The sequence below is a fragment of the Burkholderia mycopellens genome (assembly GCF_964265025.1).
Classification (GTDB): Bacteria; Pseudomonadota; Gammaproteobacteria; order Burkholderiales; family Burkholderiaceae; genus Burkholderia.
Genome location: NZ_OZ183802.1, coordinates 2,879,016 through 2,901,303 on the forward strand (window position 1 = coordinate 2,879,016; position 22,288 = coordinate 2,901,303).

Here is a 22,288-nt window from a genome sequence, read left to right on the forward strand (position 1 = left end):
CCCCGGCGGCGCAGGGCCGCACGGGGCGTTTCGGTGATGCGCAGCGCGCTGCGATTATGAGCGCTGCGGATTGACCTTGTCATCCTTCGAATGCAGCTTGTTCAGTGCGGAGATGTACGCCTTCGCGGATGCGGCGACGATGTCCGGATCGGTGCCGACGCCGTTGACGATCCGCCCGCTCTTCGACAGACGGACCGTCACTTCGCCCTGCGCCTGCGTGCCGGTCGTGATCGCGTTCACCGAGTACAGCAGCAGCTCGGAGCCGCTGCCGACTTCGCCCTCGATCGCGTTGAACGTCGCGTCGACCGGACCGTTGCCGCGCGCCTCGCCGGTCACTTCCTTGCCTTCGACCCCGAACACGACCTTCGCGTGCGGCTGCTCGCCCGTTTCCGAGTGCTGCGACAGCGACACGAATTTGAAGTGCTCCTGCTCGTGCGCGAGCGCCGATTCCTCGGACACGATCGCGATGATGTCTTCGTCGAAGATCTCGGCCTTGCGGTCGGCCAGATCCTTGAAGCGCATGAACGCGGCATTCAGTTCGCTCTCGCTGTCGAGCGACACGCCAAGCTCCTGCAGGCGCTGCTTGAACGCGTTGCGGCCCGACAGCTTACCGAGCACGATCTTGTTCGCGGTCCAGCCCACGTCTTCCGCGCGCATGATCTCGTAGGTGTCGCGCGCCTTCAGCACGCCGTCCTGGTGGATGCCCGATGCGTGCGCGAACGCGTTCGCGCCAACCACCGCCTTGTTCGGCTGCACGACGAAACCGGTAATCTGCGACACGAGCTTCGACGTCGGCACGATCTGTGTCGTGTCGATGCCGACGTCGAGGCCGAAGTAGTCCTTGCGGGTCTTCACGGCCATCACGATTTCCTCGAGCGACGTATTGCCCGCGCGCTCGCCGAGACCGTTGATCGTGCACTCGATCTGACGCGCGCCGCCGATCTTCACGCCGGCGAGCGAGTTCGCGACGGCCATCCCGAGGTCGTTGTGGCAGTGCACCGAGAAGATCGCCTTGTCCGAATTCGGAATGCGTTCGCGCAGCGTCTTCACGAGGTTGCCGTACAGCTCCGGTACGCCGTAGCCGACCGTGTCGGCGATGTTGATCGTCGTCGCACCTTCGGCAATCACGGCTTCCAGTACGCGACACAGGAAGTCCAGGTCGGAGCGGCTGCCGTCTTCCGGCGAAAACTCGACGTTGTCGGTGAACTTGCGCGCGAAACGCACCGCGAGGCGCGCCTGCTCGAACACCTGGTCGGGCGTCATCCGCAGCTTCTTTTCCATGTGCAGCGGCGACGTCGCGATGAACGTGTGGATCCGGAAGCTCTCGGCCGGCTTCAGTGCGTCGGCCGCGCGCTGGATATCCTTGTCGTTGGCCCGGGCCAGCGAGCAGATGGTGCTGTCCTTCACGAGACCGGCGATCGTGTGGATCGCGTCGAAATCGCCGTTCGAGCTGGCCGCGAAACCGGCCTCGATCACGTCGACCTTCATCCGCTCGAGGTGCTTCGCAATGCGGATTTTCTCTTCCTTCGTCATCGACGCACCGGGCGATTGCTCGCCGTCACGCAACGTCGTATCGAAAATGATCAGCTTGTCTGTCATGGGGGGCTCCAGGGCTCTTTATACGGAAGTCAAACGTAACGAGATCGCGCCACCGCTGGCGACGCTCAACAACAGACGAGGCTTGACGGGGGGCGAGAACGGTCAGCGCGGCAGGCGCGCCGAAGCTAGCGCGCGTAGCGGCGCACCGGCTAGAAGGAGGGAGAGGCGGGAAAATGCAGTCATGCCGATGACTATAGCGGCATTCCGTTAGGTGCGCAATCGGACGGCACCCGGGGCTTCCAGCGGCCCGGTTCGAAAAAGGGGCAAAAGAAAACGGCGGCCCCAGGCCGCCGTTTCCGGGCAAAAAAGCGCGCGTCAGTGATCGCGCTGCGACGAGCGGGCCGGATTCGCGCGCCCGCGGATAGCCATGTAGGCCCAGAACACGTAGCCCGACAGCCCGTACAGCACGAACAGGCAGAACAGCATCAGCGGCGGATCGGACGACACGAGCACGAACGCGACGACGACGAGCAGGATCGCCGCGAACGGCACGCGGTGCCGCACGTCGAGCGCCTTGCCGCTGTAGAACGGCGCGTTCGACACCATCGTCACGCCCGCGTAGATCGTCAGCACGAACGCGACCCACGGCAGCCAGCCGAGCTTCATCGGCACGCGGTTGTCGGTGGCGAGCCACACGAAGCCCGCGATCAGCGCGGCGGCGGCCGGACTCGGCAGCCCCTGGAAGAAGCGCTTGTCGACGACGCCGATGTTCGTATTGAAGCGCGCGAGCCGCAGCGCGGCGCCCGAGCAATAGACGAACGCGGCGAGCCAGCCCCAGCGGCCGAGATCCTTCAGCACCCACTCGTACATCACGAGCGCGGGCGCGACGCCGAACGACACCATGTCCGACAGGCTGTCGAACTGCTCGCCGAACGCACTCTGCGTATGCGTCATGCGCGCGACGCGCCCGTCCATCCCGTCGAGCACCATCGCGACGAAAATCGCGATCGCGGCGATCTCGAAACGCACGTTCATCGCCTGCACGACCGCGAAGAAGCCGCAGAACAGCGCGGCGGTCGTGAACGCGTTCGGCAGCAGGTAGATGCCGCGCGTCTTCAGGAACCGCTGGCGCGCGGCGCGGCGGCTCTCGATGGGTACCGGATCGGCGGCCATCCCCTTGTTGCGGCGGAACGGGCGTGGCGTCTGGCCGGAGCCGTTGCGCGGCCGGCGTGGTTTGAATGCGGCCATCGTGCGCCCCGCCGCTTACTGTTCGAGCTCGGCGAGGATCGTCGACGACGCGTAGACCTTCTCGCCGATCGACACCTTCGCGCGGCTGCCGAGCGGCAGGTACACGTCGACGCGCGAACCGAAGCGGATGAAGCCGTAGCGCTGGCCGCGCGACAGCGGCTCGCCGGCGCGCACGTAGCAGAGGATCCGGCGTGCGACGAGGCCGGCGATCTGCACGGCGGTGACGGTCTTGCCGCTCGCCGTCTGGATCACGACCGCGTTGCGCTCGTTCTCGGTCGACGCCTTGTCGATCGCCGCGTTCAGGAACGCGCCCGGGAAGTACTCGACCTTGGAGATCGCGCCATCGACCGGCGAACGTTGCGAATGGACGTTGAAGACATTCATGAACACGCTGATCTTCAGCGCTTCGCGGTTCGCGTACGGGTCTTGCGCGGTCTCGACCGCGACGATGCGGCCGTCCGCCGGGCACAGCACCGCGTTCGGCTGCGCCGGGATCGGGCGCTGCGGATCGCGGAAGAACTGGACGACGAAGACGAGCAGCAGCCAGAACGGCCACGCGAAGCCGAAGCCCCCGACGGCATGGATCAACAACGCGATGACGGCTGCAATCGCGATGAACGGCCAGCCTTCGCGCGCGATGATCGGATGAGGATAGTTCATGGATTCGTTCTGTGTTCGGTGAATTGCAAAGCCCGTAGGATAGCAAAAGCCGCCCGGGGCACTGCTGCCTTCGGGCGGCTTTTTGGTACCGGCCCTCTATTCGAGGGGCCGGAACAGCACGCGGTGCTTAGTTCTTCGACTGGTCGACCAGCTTGTTCTTCGCGATCCACGGCATCATCGCGCGCAGCTTCGCACCCACTTGCTCGATCTGGTGCTCGGCCGTCAGGCGACGGCGCGACTGCAGCGTCGGCGCGCCCGCCTTGTTCTCGAGAATGAAGCTCTTCGCATACTCGCCCGTCTGGATGTCGGTCAGGCACTGCTTCATCGCCTTCTTCGTCTCTTCCGTGACGATGCGCGGGCCCGTCACGTACTCGCCGTACTCGGCGTTGTTCGAGATCGAGTAGTTCATGTTCGCGATGCCGCCTTCGTAGATCAGGTCGACGATCAGCTTCAGTTCGTGCAGGCACTCGAAGTACGCCATTTCCGGCGCGTAACCTGCTTCGACCAGCGTCTCGAAACCCGCCTTGATCAGTTCGACGGTACCGCCGCACAGCACGGCCTGCTCGCCGAACAGGTCGGTTTCGGTTTCTTCACGGAAGTTGGTTTCGATGATGCCGGCACGACCGCCGCCGTTCGCTGCCGCGTACGACAGCGCGATGTCGCGTGCCGCGCCCGACTTGTTCTGCGCAACCGCGATCAGGTGCGGCACGCCGCCACCTTGCGAGTACGTGCCGCGAACCGTGTGGCCCGGCGCCTTCGGCGCGATCATGATCACGTCGAGGTCGGCGCGCGGGATCACCGCGCCGTAGTGGACGTTGAAGCCGTGCGCAAATGCCAGTGCCGCGCCCTGCTTGATGTTCTCGTGCACTTCCTTCGCGTACACGTCGGCGATCTGCTCGTCAGGCAGCAGCATCATCACGACGTCGGCGCCCTTCACCGCTTCCGCGACTTCCTTGACCGACAGGCCGGCGTTCTCGGCCTTGCTCCACGACGCGCCGCCCTTGCGCAGGCCGACCGTCACGTTGACGCCGCTGTCCTTCAGGTTCAGCGCGTGCGCATGGCCTTGCGAGCCGTAGCCGATGATCGTGACTTGCTTGCCCTTGATGAGGGAGAGGTCAGCGTCTTTGTCGTAGAAAACGTTCATGATGGTTCCTTCGCTAATTCAAAAATTCAACAATTTGTTCGGATGGAGTACTGCGGGCCGGGACTTGACGGCGCACCCGGCGTGCCTGCCTGGCATCACACCTTCAGGATGCGCTCGCCGCGTCCGATGCCGGAGCTGCCGGTGCGCACGGTCTCCAGGATCGCGCCCGCGTCCAGCCCCTGGATGAACGCGTCGAGCTTGTCGCTCGCGCCCGTCAATTCGATCGTGTAGGTCTTTTCGGTCACGTCGATGATGCGGCCGCGGAAAATATCCGCCATCCGCTTCATTTCTTCGCGCTCCTTGCCCACTGCACGTACCTTGATCAGCATCAGCTCGCGTTCGATGTGTGCACCGTCGGTCAGGTCCACCACTTTCACCACCTCGATCAGGCGGTTCAGATGCTTCGTGATCTGTTCGATCACGTCGTCGGAGCCAATGGAAACGATGGTGAGCCGCGACAGCGATTGGTCTTCGGTCGGCGCCACCGTCAAGGTTTCAATGTTGTAGCCGCGTGCGGAAAACAGACCGACCACGCGCGACAGCGCGCCCGGTTCGTTCTCCAGCAGGACGGAAATGATGTGTCTCATGTTCGCTTCTTCCAGAATGTGTCCGTGTCGATTCACTCGCGCCGCGCGCTGCCGCGTGCCGCACCGCCCTTCGTGAAGGCGGCCGCATCGGGCTCAGGCGCGCGTCGCGCCGTTACAGATCTTCCGATCCGAGCAGCATCTCGGTGATGCCCTTGCCGGCCTGTACCATCGGCCAGACGTTTTCGGTCGGATCGGTCTGGAAGTCGAGAAACACGGTGCGGTCCTTCAGGCGCAGCGCTTCCTTCAGCGCCGGCTCCACATCCGAGGTCTTTTCGATCCGCATGCCGACATGGCCGTACGCTTCGGCAAGCTTGACGAAATCAGGCAGCGCATCCATGTACGAATGCGAATAGCGCTTGCTGTATTCGATCTGCTGCCACTGGCGAACCATGCCGAGATAGCGGTTGTTCAGCGAAATGATCTTCACGGGCGTGTCGTACTGCAGGCAGGTCGACAGTTCCTGGATGCACATCTGGATCGAGCCTTCGCCCGTGATGCACAGCACGTCGTCGTCCGGGTGCGCCATCTTGACGCCCATCGCTGCCGGCAGGCCGAAGCCCATCGTGCCGAGGCCGCCGGAGTTGATCCAGCGACGCGGCTTGTTGAAACGGTAGAACTGCGCCGCCCACATCTGGTGCTGGCCGACGTCCGAGCACACGAACGCATTGCCGTCCGTCAGCTCCCACGCCTTCTCGACCACGTACTGCGGCTTGATGATCTCGCTTTCACGGTCGTATTTCAGGCAGTCCTTCGAGCGCCAGCCCTCGATGTCCTTCCACCATTGCGCGAGCGCCTCGGTGTCGGGGCCATGCTCGGCCGTCTGCAGCTGCTCGATCAGTTCCTTCAGCACTTCCTTCACGTCGCCGACGATCGGGATGTCGACCTTCACACGCTTCGAGATCGACGACGGGTCGATATCGATGTGGATGATCTTGCGCGGACGCGACGCGAAGTGCGCCGGGTCGCCGATCACGCGGTCGTCGAAGCGGGCACCGATCGCAATCAGCACGTCGCAGTGCTGCATCGCCATGTTCGCTTCGTAAGTGCCATGCATGCCGAGCATGCCGAGGAATTTCTTGTCCGACGCGCGATAGCCGCCGAGGCCCATCAGCGTGTTCGTGACCGGATAGCCGAGCAGGTCCGCAAACTGGTTCAGTTCGCGCGACGCGTCGGCGAGGATGATGCCGCCGCCCGTGTAGATGTACGGGCGCTTCGCCGTCAGCAGCAGCGACACGGCCTTGCGGATCTGGCCCGAATGGCCCTTCGTGACCGGGTTGTACGAACGCAGCGACACGCTCTTGACGGGCTCGTACTCGCACGGCGTCTTCGAGATGTCCTTCGGGATGTCGATCAGCACCGGGCCCGGACGGCCGGTGCGGGCGATATAGAACGCCTTCTTGACGGTTTCCGCGAGGTCGCGCACGTCCTTCACGAGGAAGTTGTGCTTCACGCACGGACGCGTGATGCCGACGGTGTCGCACTCCTGGAATGCATCTTGGCCGATCGCGGCCGTGGGCACCTGGCCGCTGATCACGACCATCGGGATCGAATCCATGTACGCCGTGGCGATGCCGGTCACCGCGTTGGTGACACCGGGGCCCGACGTCACGAGACAGACGCCGACCTTGCCGGTGGAACGCGCATACGCATCGGCTGCGTGCACGGCCGCCTGTTCGTGGCGCACCAGCACGTGCTGAATCTTGTCCTGCTTGTAAAGCTCGTCGTAGATGTAGAGTACCGAGCCGCCGGGGTAGCCCCAGATGAATTCGACGTTTTCGTCGGCCAGTGCCTTCATGAGCACGGTACCGCCGATGGAGTCGCTATCGGGAGGGGAAAGGGGTTCCGACGTGGAGAATTCCGCGCTGGGCATGTTCATGTTGACCTTTCGAATTTTCGGCAAAAAATTGATCGGGTGCTCTCTGCCGGGCTTGTGGCTCGGGTTCAAGCGGCGCGTCCAGTTTGAAGGGCAGGCTTCTTGGGCCAGCCTCAAATGTGACTATCACTTCATGTTGCGAATCATTGACGATAGCGGGTCGCGAATGGGTCGTCAAGCAAAATATCCCGCAGCGCATCATGGGCACCGCCCGGCACCCCGCCGCCGCGGCTCGCGCGCAACGTGCGGCGCCCAACCCGGTGCCAAGCGGCGCGAAAATTTGATAGCATCCGCGGGTTTTACGAAATTTTTTCGACCTTTTACACCACGCAGCGGCCCGCAGCGCATACCTTCACGGAATGGCATCAGACAAGGAACTCGCCGACTTTCTGGCGGGCGTCGAAAGGCGCGCGTTCAAGCAGGCTGCGTACGCCGTGCGTGACGACGATGCGTCGCTCGACATCGTGCAGGACGCAATGATCAAGCTTGCGGAGAAGTACGGCGACCGGCCGGCGGCCGAGTTGCCGCTGCTTTTTCAGCGGATCCTGCAGAACGCGATCCACGACTGGTTCCGCCGGCAGAAAGTCCGCAACACGTGGGTCACGCTCTTCTCGTCGCTGAACAACGCCGACGACGACGACTTCGACCCGCTCGAAACACTCGAATCCGCGGACGACAACGCGGGCGTCGAGAGCAGCGAGCACCGCCTCGAACGAGAGCAGGTTCTGGCCCTGATCGACGAAGAAATCCAGAAGCTTCCGGCGCGTCAACGGGAAGCGTTCCTGATGCGTTATTGGGAAGATATGGATGTCGCCGAGACTGCCGCCGCAATGGGGTGCTCCGAGGGCAGCGTGAAGACGCACTGCTCACGGGCCACCCACACGCTGGCGCACGCGCTCAAGGCCAAAGGAATCACGCTATGAGCTCCGCTCCCGCAAATCGAGAATACGAATTCGCGCTGAAGGTGCGCCGCGCGCTGGACGAGCGCGCGGCCGACCTGCCTGCCGCGACCACCGACCGTCTGGCCGTCGCCCGCCGGGCTGCGCTCGCGCGCAAGAAGCCCGAGGCCGCGACCGTGCCGGTATTCGTGCCGGTATTCGTGCCGGCCTTCGCCGGCGCGGCCGGTGCGTACGGCACGGCGCCCGCAAGCCGCCCGCAGGCGTCGCTCGCGCGCCGCCTGCTGCGCGCGTGGCCGCTGGCGCTGCTGCTCGCGGGGCTCGTCGGCATCGCCTACTGGGAAGACATGCAGCGCACCGCCGAACTCGCCGACATCGACGCGGCGATGCTCAGCGACGACCTGCCGCTCAACGCATATCTCGATCATGGGTTCAACGCGTATCTGTCGCGCGCTCACTAACAGACAATAACGAGGGGATCGCACGGGTGAGTCAGAAGCGCGGCCTGGCCGTATTTTTCGGATGCGTAATCGCGATCGCCGTTTCCTACGTCGCCACTTACCCACGATTCCACCCGGCCCCCGCGACGACCGCCGCTGCGGCCAGCAGCCCTGCCGCGCCCGCATCGGCCGCGAACGGGCTGACCACCGAACTCCCCCCGCTCCCCCTGCCACTGCCGGCCGCTACCGGCCCGCTGTCGTGGGCGCGCCTCACGCCGGCACAGCACGCGGCACTCGCGCCGTTCGCCGACCAGTGGGACGGCTTCAGCGACGCCCGCAAGCGAAAATGGCTGAAGATCGCATCGCGTTTCTCGAAGTTGACGCCCGATGACCAAAAACGCCTGCAGGACCGGATGACCGAATGGGCGCGGATGACGCCCGAGCAGCGCCGCGTCGCGCGCGAGAATTACCAGAGTGCGAAGGAGCTTTCCGCACAGGCGCGCGAGCGTGCGTGGAAGGCGTACCAGCAACTCCCCGAAGAGCAGAAAGAACGTCTCGCGGCCGCCGAGCGCCGCCGCCGGCCGAGCGTCGTCAGTGCGCCGCCGACCGTTGCCGACCGGGATGTCCGCCGCCTCGTCAATTCGCACGAACACCCGGCAAGCGGCCCGGCCACCGCACCGGCGCCCGTCTCGGCCGCCGTCGCGCCGCCAGTGCCCGCGTCGTCGACGGCCGGCGCCGCATCCGCACCGGCTGCCGTGGCGCCGGTGTCGCCCGCCGACGCACCTTCGCTGTTCAAGGGCTCCTGAGCGCCCGTGGCGAACGCCCGCGCACCCGAAACCCCAGCCGCCGCGCCGTCCGTGCGGCGGCGCCTCGCCGCGCTACTCTACGAAAGTGTGCTGCTGTTCGGCGTGGTGTTCTTCGCCGGACTCGCGTTCAGCCTCGCCACGCAGCAACGCAACGGCCTCGTCCACCACAACCTGCTCGCCGCCTGGATCGCGCTCGTGGTCGGCGCGTACTTCGTCTGGTTCTGGACCCACGGCGGCCAGACGCTGCCGATGAAGACCTGGCGGCTGCGGCTCGAATCGTCGAGCGGCCGGCCGCTGAGCGCGGGTCACGCGCTCATCCGCTATGCGCTTGGCTGGCTGTGGTTCCTGCCGCCGCTCGCGCTGCATCCGCTCCTCGGCCTGTCGGTCCCCGTCACGCTCGCGCTCACTGCCGCATGGATCGTCGTGTGGGCCGGCGCCGCGCAGCTGCATGCCGGCCGCCAGTTTCCGCACGACCGGATCGCCCGCACACGTGTCGTTGCGATGCCACGTTGACACGCCGCATTCGCCAGACGAAAACACCTTGCCGAGGCGACTCCCGCCTGGCCTGACAGCCTTGCCGGACAACGGTCGGCCGTTCCGTACGGCAGATTGCACAACGCCCCGTCATTCACTGCTAAACACCCTGCGGCAGTCGTAATAAGAACGTCTCGTGACTGTCACGGTACAGTCACGCCCGCATGGCGGAATGCCGGTAATGTCAACCGGCGCGAGTCATGCATGGGCCAGAAAACGTCCGCGACCTCACTGTTCCGTCACCCCATCGGCGCCCGCGCCGCCACAGCTTTCCTGTCCGGTTCTGCCGCAACCGACGGGCTGGTGTCGCAAGACCCGCCTGCCGGGCACGCCACGCAGCATGACGATCCCGATTCGTCTGCCCACCGCTACCGCACCATCTGGCTGTCCGACATCCACCTCGGCTCAAGCGGTTGCCAGGCGCCGTACCTGCTCGACTTCCTGCGCCACAACGATTCGGAGTACCTGTACCTCGTCGGCGACATCATCGACGGCTGGCAGCTGAAGAAGGGCTGGTACTGGCCGCAGGCACACAACGACGTCGTGCAGAAGATCCTGCGCAAGGCACGCAAGGGGACGCAGGTCGTCTACATCCCGGGCAACCACGACGAAGGCGCGCGGCAGTTCTGCGACCTCGCGTTCGGCGACATCCAGGTGCGCGGCGAGGCATTTCACACGACGCTCGCGGGCAAACGTTTGTGGATCGTGCACGGCGACCTGTTCGACGGCGTGATCCAGCACGCGAAATGGCTCGCGTACCTCGGCGACACGCTCTACACGCTGATCCTCGTGCTGAACCGCTGGTTCAACCGGATCCGCAGCCGGCTCGGCTTCCAGTACTGGTCGCTGTCGCAGTACCTGAAGCACCAGGTCAAGAACGCCGTCAACTTCATCTCGCAGTTCGAGACCGTGATGACCGACGAGGCGCGCCGCCGCGGCTGCGACGGCGTCGTGTGCGGCCACATCCACAAGGCGGAGATCCGCGACATCGACGGCGTGCTGTACTGCAACGACGGCGACTGGGTCGAAAGCCTGTCCGCGCTCGTCGAAACGATGGAAGGCGAACTGAAGATCGTCTACTGGACGGTGATGCGCACCGCACCGACAGAGACCACGTCGCGCAAGGCCAAGGCCACTGCCTGACATCCCCTACTTACAGGACAAAGCCGCGATGAAGATCATGATCGTCACCGACGCGTGGGAACCGCAGGTCAACGGCGTCGTGCGCACGCTGAAGAGCACGTCGCGCGAACTCACCGCGCTCGGCCACCGCGTCGAACTGCTGACGCCGCTGGAATTCCGCACGGTGCCCTGCCCGACCTACCCCGAGATCCGCCTGTCGATCCTGCCGTACCGCAAGCTGCGCGCACGGATCGATGCGTTCGCACCCGACGCGCTGCACATCGCGACCGAAGGCCCGCTCGGCCTCGCCGCACGACGCTACGCGCGTTCGCGCAAGCTGCCGTACACGACTGCGTACCACACGCGTTTTCCGGAATACGTGCAGGCGCGCTTCGGCATCCCGCTCGCCGCCACCTACCGCTTCCTGCACTGGTTCCACGGCCCGTCGCTCGCGGTGATGGCGCCGACGCCGGTCGTCAAGCAGGATCTCGAGAAATTCGGCTTCACGAACGTCGTGCTGTGGACGCGCGGCGTCGATCTCGACGTGTTCCGGCCGATGGAATCGAAGGTGCTCAATACCGCGCGGCCGATCTTCCTGTACGTGGGCCGCGTCGCGATCGAGAAGAACGTCGAGGCCTTCCTGCGCCTCGACCTGCCTGGCTCGAAGTGGGTCGCGGGCGAAGGCCCCGCGCTTGCGGAACTGAAGTCGCGCTATCCGGAAGCAAACTATCTCGGCGTGCTGTCACAGGCCGAGCTCGCGAAGGTGTATGCTGCCGCCGACGTGTTCGTGTTCCCGAGTCGCACCGACACGTTCGGCCTCGTGCTGCTCGAGGCGCTCGCCTGCGGCACGCCGGTTGCCGCGTATCCCGTGACGGGCCCGATCGACGTGCTCGGCGATGGCGACGCCGGCGCAATGCACGAAGACCTGCAGGAAGCCTGCCTCGAGGCGCTGAAGATCGAACGCACCACTGCGCGCGAGTGGGCCGAACGCTTCTCGTGGCGCGCGGCATCCGAGCAGTTCGCGTCGCATCTGAAGCCGCTGCCGAAGACCGCGTACTCGCCAGCAGAAGGTGCCGCCGTTTGAAACGAGACCTGAACGACAAGACCCCGCCCCCCGACGCAACGCCGCAACGGCACCGGCCGTTCGACGAGGAAGAGCCGCACGCCGACGCCGACGTGCACGCGCACGAGCCGCTCGGCCCTGACGATCGGCTCGCGCCGCTGCCGCCGAACCCGTACAAGCGCCACCGCGGCATCACGCGCGCCTGGTACGCCCTCAAGCATTCGCTGAACGGCTTTCGTGTCGCGATCCGCGAGGAGAGCGCGTTTCGCCAGGAGCTCACGCTCGCCGCGCTGATGCTCCCGATCGGCGCGTTCGCGCCGGTGCCGGCCGCATCGCGTGCATTGCTGATCGCGTCGGTGCTGCTCGTGTTGATCGTCGAGTTGCTGAACTCGAGCGTCGAGGCCGCGATCGACCGCATCTCGCTCGAGCGCCACGAACTCTCGAAGCGCGCGAAGGACCTCGGCAGCGCAGCCGTGACGGTCGCGCTGTTCGCGTGCGTGACGACGTGGGGCTTCGTGCTCGGACCGGTCGTCGCACACTGGCTCGGCTTCTAGGCGACTGCCCGGCGGGTACTTGATGTACGGCCAGCGTGCGGCGCTGCAACATGCGCCGCACGGGGCTGCGCTCACGAAATGCCCCGATGTGGCGAAACCCCGGTTTATAATCGTCCGCTAGACATAGAACAGCAACCCGCGCCGGACGAATCACGCAGCATCGATTGCAGCGCCCGCCAGTCCGGCACACACAGGGCCGGACGACATGGAAGCGAAACCTCCCCGCCGCACCCGCGAACGGATTCTCGAGTTGTCGTTGAAACTCTTCAACGAGATCGGCGAGCCGAACGTCACGACCACGACAATCGCCGAGGAAATGGAAATCAGTCCAGGCAACCTGTACTACCATTTCCGCAACAAGGACGACATCATCAACAGCATCTTCGCGCAGTTCGAGCAGCAGATCGAACGGCGGCTGCGCTTTCCCGAAGATCATCGTCCGACAATCGACGAAACCTGGTCATACCTGCAGTACATGGCCGATTTCATGTGGACCTACCGGTTCCTGTATCGCGACCTCAACGACCTGCTTGCCCGCAACCGCACGCTCGAGACGCACTTCAAGCAGATCATCAGCCACAAGGTGCGCTTCGCGCGCGACATGTGCGAACTGCTCGTGTCCGACACCGAGATGGTCGCGACGCCCGCCGAGATCGAGGTCATCGCCACCAACATGGCCGTCATTTCGACGTACTGGCTGTCGTATCAGTACGTGATGCATCCGCGCAAATACAACGACCAGGACGCGATCCGCGAGGAACTGCACCAGGTCAGCATGCACGTGATCTCCGTGATGGCACCTTACCTGCGCGGCCGTTCGCGCCAGTTGTTCGACGACCTGGTCTCCGGCAAGCTGCCGAAGCGCCAGTTCACCGACTACCTGCCGCCGCGCGACGGCTCGCCGCGCCCCGCCGGCAGCCCGGTCGTCGTTGGGCAAGCCCCCGCCAAGGATCCCAAGCAATGAAGGCAGTGTGTGTTTACTGCGGCTCGTCGTCCGGCGTGCGGCCCGTCTATGCCGACGCCGCGCGCGCATTCGGCCGCGCGCTCGTGGATGCGGGCCTCACGCTCGTCTACGGCGGCGGCCGGGTCGGCCTGATGGGCGTGATCGCCGACGAAGTGATGGCGGCCGGCGGCCGTGCGGTCGGCGTGATCCCCGAACTGCTCGTCGACAAGGAAGTCGGTCATACGGGGTTGTCGGAACTGCACGTCGTGCCCGACATGCACCACCGCAAGAAAATGATGGCCGACCTGTCCGACGCGTTCGTCGCGATGCCCGGCGGCGCCGGCACGCTCGAGGAGCTCTTCGAGGTCTACACGTGGGCGCAGCTCGGCTATCACCGCAAGCCCGTCGCGCTCTACAACATCGATTCGTTCTACGATCCGCTGATCGCGCTGCTGCGCCATACGGTCGACGAGGGCTTCATGCGTCCGGCCTATTTCGACGCCCTGTGCGTCGAATCGGAACCCGTCGAACTGATCGAGCGACTGCGACGCTACCAGCCGCCCGCCCGCGACAAGTGGGCGCCCGACGCAGCCAAGTAACCGTCACCGGAACCCGCACGCGATGACCGCACCGTCCGACCGCAAGGCCGTCCTCATCACCGGCGCGAGCCGTGGCATCGGCCGCGCGACCGCCGTACTCGCGGCCGAACGCGGCTGGGACGTCGGCATCAACTACGCGCGCGACGCGGCGGCGGCCGAACTCACCGCGCAGGCCGTCCGCGACGCGGGTGGCCGTGCGTGCGTCGTCGCGGGCGACGTCGCGAACGAAGCCGATGTCGTCGCGATGTTCGACACCGTGACGGCTGCGTTCGGCCGCGTCGACGCGCTCGTCAACAACGCGGGCATCGTCGCGCCGTCGATGCCGCTCGCCGACATGCCGGCCGACCGGCTGCGGCGGATGTTCGACACCAACGTGCTCGGCACGTACCTGTGTGCGCGCGAAGCCGCGCGCCGGCTGTCCACCGACCGCGGCGGCCACGGCGGCGCGATCGTCAACGTATCGTCGATTGCCTCCCGGCTCGGCTCGCCGAACGAGTACGTCGACTATGCGGGGTCGAAAGGCGCGGTCGACTCGCTGACGATCGGCCTGGCGAAGGAGCTTGGCCCGCACGGCGTGCGTGTCAACGCGGTACGCCCCGGCCTGATCGAGACCGACATTCACGCGAGCGGCGGCCAGCCGGGCCGTGCGGCCCGCCTCGGCGCAACGACGCCGCTCGGCCGCGCGGGCGAAGCGCAGGAGATCGCCGAAGCGATCATCTGGCTGCTCGGCGACGCGGCGTCTTACACGACGGGCGCCCTGCTCGACGTCGGAGGCGGCCGGTAATTCCGCCCAGCGGCACTTCAAAATCGCCGCCCGAAACAATCCGTCGTCACGACACCACAAATCTCCACAATTCCGTGACACGAACGGTAAACCTCCGTAACAATTCCGTGGTCTACTAGCGGACATTCAGACAGATGTCATAAACACCTGTCCGCCACCCCTTGATATGGCCCTAATCGGTCCTGCCCATGTCGCCGGACCGGCTCGACTCGACCCGAGATTCCTTCCATGCCTGGAACCGCAGCGCCCAGCCGGCGACGCACGTCCGTGCCCGCCCCGGCCCAGCACACCCGCTCGACCGCCGACGCCGGCCTCACTGCAATGCTCGACGCCGCCGGCACGCCCGTCGCCGCCTCGACCGCCGCAGCCAGCACCACGCGCGAACGCTCGCTCCTGCTCGGCTGGCGCACGTGGCTGTTCGTTGCCGCGCTGATCTGCGCCTATACGCTGCCGGGCGTGCTCGGCCACGATCCGTGGAAGCAGGACGAAACCTACACGTTCGGCATCATCCAGCACATGCTCGAGACCGGCGACTTCGTCGTGCCGACCAATGCCGGCCTGCCGTTCATGGAAAAGCCGCCGTTTTACGCGTGGGTCGCGACCAGCCTCGCATGGATGCTGCAGCGCGTGATGCCGCTGCACGACGCGGCACGGCTCGCGAGCGCGCTGTTCGCCGCACTGGCGTTCGGCTTCATCGCGCGCGCGGCGCGCGTCGCCAGTCGCGCAGACTCCTGGTTCGATCTGCGGGTGATCGGTCCCGTCGTGCTGAGCGCGGGCACGCTCGTCGTCATCAAGCACGTACACGACATGATGACCGACGTCGCGCTGTTCGCCGGCACGGCAATCGGCTTCTGCGGGTTGCTCGAACTCGTGATGCAGCACGTCGCCCGCGCGCAGCAGATGCGGCACGGGCTGCCGGTCCGGCCGCCGGGCCGCTGGGCCGCGCCGATCTTCGGCGCGGGCGTCGGCATCGCGCTGATGACGAAGGGGCTGTTCGTGCCGCTCGTGTTTGCCGCCACGCTCCTCGGCGCACTGATGCTCTATCCGGCCTGCCGCACCCGCTCGTTCGCGCGCTCGCTCGGCGTCGCCGCACTGGTGTTCGCGCCGTTCGCGCTCATCTGGCCGACCGCGCTGTTCCTGCGCTCCGAGACGCTGTTCATGACGTGGTTCTGGGATAACAACGTCGGCCGCTTCTTCGGTTTCTCCGTCCCCGAACTGGGCGCGGAAAACGACAAGCCGTTCTTCATCCTGCGCGCGTTCCTGCTCGTCGGCTTCCCGGTCGCGCCGCTCGCGATCGTCGCGCTCGCGCGCGGTGCGTGGCGTGACTGGCGCACACCGCGCATCGCGCTGCCCGTGATGTTTGCGGGCATCGGGCTCGTGGTGCTGCAAGTGTCCGCAACGTCGCGCCAGCTCTACATCCTGCCATTCTTCGCCCCGCTCGCCCTGGTGGCTGCGCAGGCGATCGAACGCCTGCCGCGCCAACTGCATCTCGCGTGGGACTACCTGAGCCGCATCCTGTTCGGCACGGCCGCCGCGCTCGCATGGGCAATCTGGGCGGTGATGGCCGATCCGGCCTCGTCGCGCAAGGATCTCGCGCTGCTTGGCCGCTGGCTGCCGCTCGACTGGACGATGCCGATCGAACCCGCGCTCGTGATCGGTGCACTCGCGCTGACGGTCGGCTGGCTGACGCTGCTGCCGAAGCTGCGCGCGACGGGCGTCTGGCGCGGCGCGCTGTCGTGGGGCGCCGGCGCACTCGTCGCATGGGGGCTCATTTACACGCTGCTGCTGCCGTGGCTCGACATCGCGAAGAGCTACCGCTCGGTGTTCGACGACCTGAACGCGCACCTCGCGCTCGAATGGAACGACGGCGACTGCATGGCGAGCCTGCACGGGCTCGGTGAATCGGAAGCGCCAATGCTGTACTACTTCTCGGGCATCCAGCACACGCCGATCGCCGACGCGAAGACGACGCGCTGCACCTGGATGATCGTCCAGGGTGTGCGGGCCGTCGATCCGGCGCCCGGCAACGAATGGAAACTGTTCTGGACGGGCGCACGCCCGGGCGACAACGAGGAACTGCTGCGCGTGTACGTACGCACGCCCGAACAGCACTTGGAGTAATGCGGGGAGGCACGGCGTCGTGCTTGCCCTCATGCCGGGCGTGGAAGGACCGGCACCACCGCCTGAGCAACGAACAGCCACTTGGAAGTGCGCGCCGCCGCCCAACACTCCCGGCTAACATTGTGCCCGCACGACTCCGCGGGCCTGCCCCCTCCCCCGCGTCACGCCGCCGGCCCGGATCGTCAGAACGAGGAACCTGGCTCGCGAAGAAACGCCATCTCCTCGTCGCTCGACGCCCGACCGAGAATCGCGTTCCGGTGCGGAAAACGGCCGAAGCGCTCGACGACGGCCGCGTGCAGCACCGCGAAGCGGTGATAGCGCTCGCACCCTGCCTCGTCCCGGATGCCCGCGCACAGGCGCACGGCCTCGCGCTGGCTCTCGACCGACTCGTCGTGCTCGAACGGCAGATACGCAAACGCGCGGTGATGCCCGCTCGGCAACTGCGCGTCCCAGCCGGCCGCAACGACGCGGCGCGCGAGCGCGAGTGCCTTCGGATCGGCGGCAAACGCGCGCGGGGTGCCGCGATGGATGTTGCGCGAGAACTGGTCGAGCACGACGATCAACGCAAGCGCCCCCGACGGCGAGCCCGCCCAATGATCGCAAGCGCCGTCGCACGCGGCGTCGAGCAATGCGCCGTAGCGCGTGCGCAGCACGTCGTCGAACGCCGCGCCGCCGTTGAACCAGACCTTGCGGTTCTGCCCGAATTCGGCCGAACCCGGCTCGCCGAACCAGAAATCCAGAATCTCGCGCGCTTGCGGATCGAGCGCCGCCGCGCCCGCGTGGGTGGCGTCAACCGTCATGCAAACTCCAGCACGAGGCGCCGGGTGCGCGCACTCTTCTTTTCCAGTTTCGCGACCCGCAGCGCGCCGATTTCGGACGTGTTGCGCACATGCGTGCCACCGCACGGCTGCAGGTCGACCTGCTCGATGCGCAGCAGCCGCACACGACCGAGGCCCATCGGCGGCTTCACGCTCATCGTGCGCACGAGGTCCGGCCGTGCAGCCATCTCGTCGTCGGTGATCCATTCGGTCGTGACCGGGTGTGCGCCGGCCACCAGGCCGGCGAGGCGCCGCTCGACGTCATCGCGATCGATCGGGTCGGAAGTCGCGAAATCGAGCCGCACGTAGTCGGCCGTCACGCTGCAGCCGTCGACCGCGTACGGCAGCACCGCGCACATCAGGTGTGCCGCCGTATGCAGCCGCATGTGGCGGTAGCGGCGCAGCCAGTCGATCTCCGCGACCACGCGCGTGCCCGGCACGAGCGCCGCGACACTCGCCTCCTGCCCCGGTGCGGGCACGTGCACGGCGTCGTCGGGCGTCGCGCCGTCGAACCTGGCCTTGCGCGTATCGGCAATCGCAATCGGGCTGCCGTCGGGCAACGTCAGCGTGCCGGTGTCGCCGGCCTGGCCGCCGCCAAGCGGATAGAACACGGTGCGGTCGAGCCGGATGCCGTCGTCGCCGACGGCCAGGACGACCGCGTCGCATTGCGTGAGGTATGCGTCTTCGCGAAACAGCGCTGGTGTCGTCATCGGGCGAGCCTCGTATCGATTGGGGGGAAGCGGCCAGTGTCGCGCCGCTCGGCGCGCGCGCCCAGACGCAGATCGTCCCGCGCGCGGGCGGCGGCGTACCGGTCGATCAACCGGGCCGGTTGCGCATCCAGTCGGCCGTGTCGTAGAACGAATGCATGAGCCGCTCGCGCAGCGGCTCGGGCAGCCCGATGTCGTCCATCGCCCACGCCATGCAGCGCAGCCACTGGTCGCGCTCGACCGACGCGATCGGGAACGGCAGGTGCCGCGCGCGCAGCCGCGGATGGCCGAACCGGCTGATGTAGTGGTCCGGGCCGCCGAGCCACCCGCACAGGAACCAGAACAGCTTGTCGCGCGAACCGTCGAGCGATACCGGATGCAGCGCGCGAATCTGCGCGAACTCGGGCTCGAGGTCCATCAGGTCGTAAAAGCGGTCCACCATCTCGCGCACGCGGGCTTCACCGCCCACGAGCTCGAACGCCGTCGGCTGCGACGGCGCATCGTCATTCACATCGGTCATACGGATAGTCGGAAAACGGGATCTTCGGGGCCGCCGGCGACGCTCATGCGTCGCGCAGCGACTGCAGCGCGGGGCGCCGCAACACATTATGCAGGCTCAACCAGCCGGCCGCACCGGCGCACGCGACGCCGGCCACGATGCCGGCCGGCACGAGCCACGGATCGACGGCGAGCTGGAAGTCGAACACGCGCGACGCAAGCACCCAGCCGACCGCGATCGCACCCGCCGATGCCAGCGCACCGGCCAGCGCGCCGACCACGACGAACTCCGCGCGCTGCACCGCGTTGACCTGCGCCCGTGACGCGCCGAGCGCGCGCAGCAGCGCGGCTTCGCGCACCCGCTCGTCGCGCGTGCCGGCCAGCGCCGTGTACAGCACGAGCACGCCGGCCGCAAGCGTGAACGCGAACAGGAACTGCACCGCGCCGACCACCTGCAGCATCATCCGCTGCAACTGCGCGAGAATCGGCGCGACGTCGATCGCGGTCAGGTTCGGGTAGCGCGCGATCAGCGGATCGAGCAGCGCGGCGTCCGATGCCGGCAAATGGAAGCTCGTCAGGTACACGGCCGGGAAATCCTTCAGCACCTGCGGCGGCATCAGCACGAAGAAATTGACGCGGAACGAACCCCAGTCGAGCTTGCGCACACTCGTGATCGGCGCGTCGACCGTCAGCCCCGTCACGTCGAAACGCAGCACGTCGCCCCGCTTCACGTTCAGTGTCTTCGCGAGGCCCGCCTCGATCGACATCTGCGGCGTGGCCGCGGTGCCGAACCAGTCGCCTTCGACGATCCGGTTGTCGGACGGCAGCTCGGTCGTATAAGACAGGTTGAACTCGCGGTCGACGAGCCGGCGCGCCTCCTCGGACGGGTACGCGTCCGGATTCACCGGCTTGCCGTTGATCGCGACGAGCCGGCCGCGCACCATCGGCGCGGGCACCGCGTCGCGCACACCGTGCGCGCTCAGGTAGGCCGCGACGTCAGCGCGCTGGTCCGGCTGGATGTCGATCAGGAATTGATTCGGCGCATCGGGCGGTGTCGACTGCCGCCAGCCCGCGACGAGGTCGTTGCGCGTGATCGCGATCAGCAGCAGGCACATCAGGCCAAGCGAGAGCGCGGTGATCTGCAGCGCGCTGGCCGTGCCGCGCCGGTGCAGCGACGCGAGTGCGTAGCGCCAGCCGATGCCCGCGGCCACGCGTGCATTGCGCACCGCGCGCGCGGCGGCGAACAGCACGAGCCGCGCGATCAGCGCGAAACCGACCAGCGCGCCGGCGAACCCGCCCGTGACGATCAGCCCGAGTTTCAGGTTGCCGGCGGCCACGATCAGCAGCCCCGCGAACAGCACGACACCAATCGCATACGCGGCCCATGCCGTGCGCGACGCGTCGCCCCACTCGCGCCGCAACACGCGCACCGGCGGCACGCGCGTGAGCGGCACGAGCGGCGGCAGCGCGAAGCCGAGCAGCAGCACGAGCGCGACACCCACGCCGATCAGCGCCGGCCACAGCGTGGGCGGCGGCAGCACCACGTCGATCAGGCCGCCGAGCGCGGCCAGCAGCGCCCAGTGGCCGCCGTAGCCGAGCACCGCGCCTGCGGTGCCGGACACGATCCCGATGCCGGCGAATTCGAGTGCGAACAGCGCGCCGAGCGTGCGGCGGCTCACGCCAAGGCAGCGCATCGTCGCGCAGCCGTCGAGATGGCGCCGCATGTAGCGCTGCGCGGCCATCGCGATCGCGACCGCCGCGAGCAGCGCGGTGAGCAGTGCGACGAGCGTCAGGAAGTGGCGCGCGCGATCCAGCGTCTGCCGCACTTGCGGCTGGCCTTCCTGCAACGACTCCAGACCGACGCCGCGCAGTTTCCCGCCATCGACACGTGCGTGCGCATACGCTTCGAAGCGCGCGACGGCCTGCTGGTCGCCGGCAACCAGCAGCCGGTACGTGACACGGCTGCCATAGCCCGTGAGCCCCGTCGCGGCCAGCTCGTCCGCGCGCATCATCAGCCGCGGCGAAAAATTGACGAAGGAAAAACCGCGATCGAGTTCGCGGGAGATCGATGCGGCGACCTTGAACACGCGCAGCCCGACGCGCACCGTATCGCCCGCTTTCAGGTGCAGCGCATCGAGCAGCGCCGGATCGGCCCACACGGTGCCGGGCGCGGGAATCCCGGCGGCCTTCTGCGCGGCGGCAGCGCCGGCCGGCAGGATCTCGACCGCGCCGCGCAACGGATAGCCGGGGGACACGGCCTTCACGGCCGCGAGGCGCGAGGGCGCAGCGTCGGCCGCCTGCCCGCCCGTGGCGGACGCGATCATGCTCGGGAAGATCGCGGTCGTCGCGGTACGCAGGCCGAGCGCGCGGGCCTGCCCGTCGAACGACGGGTCGACGGGGCGATCGGCCCGCACGACGAAATCGGCGCCCAGCATCTGGCGCGCGTCGCGCTCGAGCCCCTGGCGCAGCCGGTCGGCGAGGAAGCCGACGCTCGTCAGCGCCGCGACCGCGAGCACCAATGCAAGAACGAGCAGCGTCAACTCGCCCGCGCGCCAGTCGCGCGCGGTCATGCGTGCGGCCTGGCGGACCAGGTCGCGCAGGCCGAAGCGGCCGGCATGCGCGCTCACCTCACGACCAGGTTGCCCGGCCGGCGGCTGCGCCGCGTGCTGCCGCTCCTTCAATCGCGCTTCCCCCCGATCGAGTTCAGCCGCGACACCATGTGGTTCGCCATGCCGCGAAAGCCGCCGGAGACGCCGCGCCACAGGCGCGGGAGCGCCCACGCGGAGGCCGCGATGAAGGCGGCAAGCAGCACGAGGAACGCGAGCGGAACGAAGAACGCGAGCACGAGCCCGCCGACCACGAGGCCGTCCTCGGTCGACGAGGCGATCCAGTTCGAAATCGGTTCGGGCGACAGGTTGATCATCGCTCGCGTGCCGGCCTTCGCCACATGTGCGGCACCGGCGAGCGAGCCGCCCGCGAGCCCCGCGACCGCGAGCACGGTCGGATCCGCATGGCCGAGCGCGCCGGCTGCGAGCACGGCACCGGCCGGAATGCGGATGAAGGTGTGCACGGCATCCCACAGCGAGTCGAACGCGGGGATCTTGTCGGCAAGGAATTCAGTGACGGTGAGCACGGCTGCGGCGCCGATGACCCACGGCGACATCAGGACGGCCAGCGTGTCGGGCAGGTGGAGCCAGCCGAACCGCGCCAGCACGCCGGCGATCAGCACCGTCAGGTACAGGCGCAGGCCGCTCGCCCACGCGAGCCCCGCGCCGAGCGAAATGGCTTCGATCATGGCCCTCTCCTTGCACTTTCCGTGCGCTTTGCCGATTGATCGGATCGAGGCGGACAG

At 67.0% G+C, this 22,288-nt stretch carries 22 protein-coding genes; 11 read left to right on the plus strand and 11 right to left on the minus strand.

The window, feature by feature from the left end; translation table 11 throughout:
• Positions 1–54 precede the first annotated feature (54 nt).
• The 6 genes from ACPTTC_RS13315 to ACPTTC_RS13340 form a co-directional block, all read right to left on the minus strand.
• On the minus strand, positions 55–1,599 hold the full coding sequence (locus tag ACPTTC_RS13315; RefSeq protein ID WP_226198847.1) for a 2-isopropylmalate synthase: 1,545 nt from the start codon (positions 1,597–1,599) through the stop codon (positions 55–57).
• 315 nt (positions 1,600–1,914) lie between these two features.
• A complete protein-coding gene (gene pssA, locus ACPTTC_RS13320) occupies positions 1,915–2,787 on the minus strand; it encodes a CDP-diacylglycerol--serine O-phosphatidyltransferase (protein ID WP_069747452.1) in 873 nt (290 codons plus the stop codon).
• A 15-nt stretch (positions 2,788–2,802) separates the two neighbouring features.
• Positions 2,803–3,447, minus strand: coding sequence for a phosphatidylserine decarboxylase (locus ACPTTC_RS13325; RefSeq protein WP_011352710.1), 645 nt, complete (start codon positions 3,445–3,447; stop codon positions 2,803–2,805).
• Positions 3,448–3,574: 127 nt separating this feature from the next.
• Positions 3,575–4,591: a ketol-acid reductoisomerase gene (gene ilvC, locus ACPTTC_RS13330; protein ID WP_423392742.1), complete on the minus strand. Its 1,017-nt coding sequence runs from the start codon at positions 4,589–4,591 to the stop codon at positions 3,575–3,577.
• A 95-nt stretch (positions 4,592–4,686) separates the two neighbouring features.
• Positions 4,687–5,178, minus strand: a complete 492-nt coding sequence (ilvN, locus tag ACPTTC_RS13335; protein WP_011352712.1) for an acetolactate synthase small subunit — start codon at positions 5,176–5,178, stop codon at positions 4,687–4,689.
• 112 nt (positions 5,179–5,290) lie between these two features.
• Complete coding sequence (locus tag ACPTTC_RS13340) at positions 5,291–7,054, minus strand: acetolactate synthase 3 catalytic subunit (RefSeq protein WP_423392743.1); 1,764 nt, start codon at positions 7,052–7,054, stop codon at positions 5,291–5,293.
• A gap of 356 nt (positions 7,055–7,410) precedes the next feature.
• On the opposite strand from ACPTTC_RS13340, the gene ACPTTC_RS13345 reads away from it, so the two are divergent.
• From ACPTTC_RS13345 to ACPTTC_RS13395, 11 genes are all read left to right on the plus strand, one after another.
• Positions 7,411–7,974, plus strand: a complete 564-nt coding sequence (locus ACPTTC_RS13345; RefSeq protein WP_226198873.1) for an RNA polymerase sigma factor — start codon at positions 7,411–7,413, stop codon at positions 7,972–7,974.
• Positions 7,971–8,408, plus strand: coding sequence for a DUF3619 family protein (locus tag ACPTTC_RS13350; protein WP_423392744.1), 438 nt, complete (start codon positions 7,971–7,973; stop codon positions 8,406–8,408). Before ACPTTC_RS13345 ends, ACPTTC_RS13350 begins: the two co-directional genes overlap by 4 nt.
• A 26-nt stretch (positions 8,409–8,434) precedes the next feature.
• Positions 8,435–9,193: a DUF3106 domain-containing protein gene (locus ACPTTC_RS13355; RefSeq protein WP_423392745.1), complete on the plus strand. Its 759-nt coding sequence runs from the start codon at positions 8,435–8,437 to the stop codon at positions 9,191–9,193.
• Between the two features lie 6 nt (positions 9,194–9,199).
• On the plus strand, positions 9,200–9,706 hold the full coding sequence (locus tag ACPTTC_RS13360) for an RDD family protein (RefSeq protein WP_423392746.1): 507 nt from the start codon (positions 9,200–9,202) through the stop codon (positions 9,704–9,706).
• A gap of 225 nt (positions 9,707–9,931) precedes the next feature.
• A complete protein-coding gene (locus tag ACPTTC_RS13365) occupies positions 9,932–10,870 on the plus strand; it encodes a UDP-2,3-diacylglucosamine diphosphatase (protein WP_069248481.1) in 939 nt (312 codons plus the stop codon).
• 28 nt (positions 10,871–10,898) lie between these two features.
• Positions 10,899–11,933: a glycosyltransferase family 4 protein gene (locus ACPTTC_RS13370; protein WP_423392747.1), complete on the plus strand. Its 1,035-nt coding sequence runs from the start codon at positions 10,899–10,901 to the stop codon at positions 11,931–11,933.
• Positions 11,930–12,466 (plus strand): diacylglycerol kinase, encoded by a 537-nt coding sequence (locus tag ACPTTC_RS13375; protein WP_226198840.1) that lies wholly within the window; start codon positions 11,930–11,932, stop codon positions 12,464–12,466. Before ACPTTC_RS13370 ends, ACPTTC_RS13375 begins: the two co-directional genes overlap by 4 nt.
• A gap of 205 nt (positions 12,467–12,671) precedes the next feature.
• Entirely contained in the window at positions 12,672–13,430 is a 759-nt protein-coding gene (locus ACPTTC_RS13380; RefSeq protein ID WP_423392748.1) for a TetR/AcrR family transcriptional regulator, read from the plus strand.
• Positions 13,427–14,008, plus strand: coding sequence for a TIGR00730 family Rossman fold protein (locus ACPTTC_RS13385; RefSeq protein WP_043188888.1), 582 nt, complete (start codon positions 13,427–13,429; stop codon positions 14,006–14,008). Before ACPTTC_RS13380 ends, ACPTTC_RS13385 begins: the two co-directional genes overlap by 4 nt.
• 22 nt (positions 14,009–14,030) lie before the next feature.
• Positions 14,031–14,792 carry an SDR family oxidoreductase gene (locus ACPTTC_RS13390; protein ID WP_423392749.1) on the plus strand — a complete coding sequence of 254 codons (762 nt, stop codon included), beginning with the start codon at positions 14,031–14,033 and terminating at the stop codon, positions 14,790–14,792.
• A gap of 228 nt (positions 14,793–15,020) precedes the next feature.
• Complete coding sequence (locus ACPTTC_RS13395) at positions 15,021–16,913, plus strand: ArnT family glycosyltransferase (RefSeq protein WP_423392750.1); 1,893 nt, start codon at positions 15,021–15,023, stop codon at positions 16,911–16,913.
• 182 nt (positions 16,914–17,095) lie between these two features.
• Here ACPTTC_RS13395 and ACPTTC_RS13400 read toward each other — a convergent pair whose 3' ends face one another.
• The 5 genes from ACPTTC_RS13400 to ACPTTC_RS13420 all read right to left on the minus strand — a co-directional run bounded on the left by ACPTTC_RS13400 (position 17,096) and on the right by ACPTTC_RS13420 (position 22,231).
• A complete protein-coding gene (locus ACPTTC_RS13400) occupies positions 17,096–17,713 on the minus strand; it encodes a DUF924 family protein (RefSeq protein ID WP_423392751.1) in 618 nt (205 codons plus the stop codon).
• Positions 17,710–18,441, minus strand: a complete 732-nt coding sequence (locus tag ACPTTC_RS13405) for an alanyl-tRNA editing protein (protein WP_423392752.1) — start codon at positions 18,439–18,441, stop codon at positions 17,710–17,712. Before ACPTTC_RS13405 ends, ACPTTC_RS13400 begins: the two co-directional genes overlap by 4 nt.
• 106 nt (positions 18,442–18,547) lie before the next feature.
• On the minus strand, positions 18,548–18,958 hold the full coding sequence (locus ACPTTC_RS13410; RefSeq protein ID WP_175971469.1) for a group II truncated hemoglobin: 411 nt from the start codon (positions 18,956–18,958) through the stop codon (positions 18,548–18,550).
• Between the two features lie 43 nt (positions 18,959–19,001).
• Positions 19,002–21,617, minus strand: a complete 2,616-nt coding sequence (locus tag ACPTTC_RS13415; RefSeq protein ID WP_423392753.1) for an ABC transporter permease — start codon at positions 21,615–21,617, stop codon at positions 19,002–19,004.
• Complete coding sequence (locus ACPTTC_RS13420) at positions 21,614–22,231, minus strand: DUF4126 domain-containing protein (protein WP_011352729.1); 618 nt, start codon at positions 22,229–22,231, stop codon at positions 21,614–21,616. The genes ACPTTC_RS13415 and ACPTTC_RS13420 overlap by 4 nt, the downstream gene beginning before the upstream one ends.
• Positions 22,232–22,288: the final 57 nt, after the last annotated feature.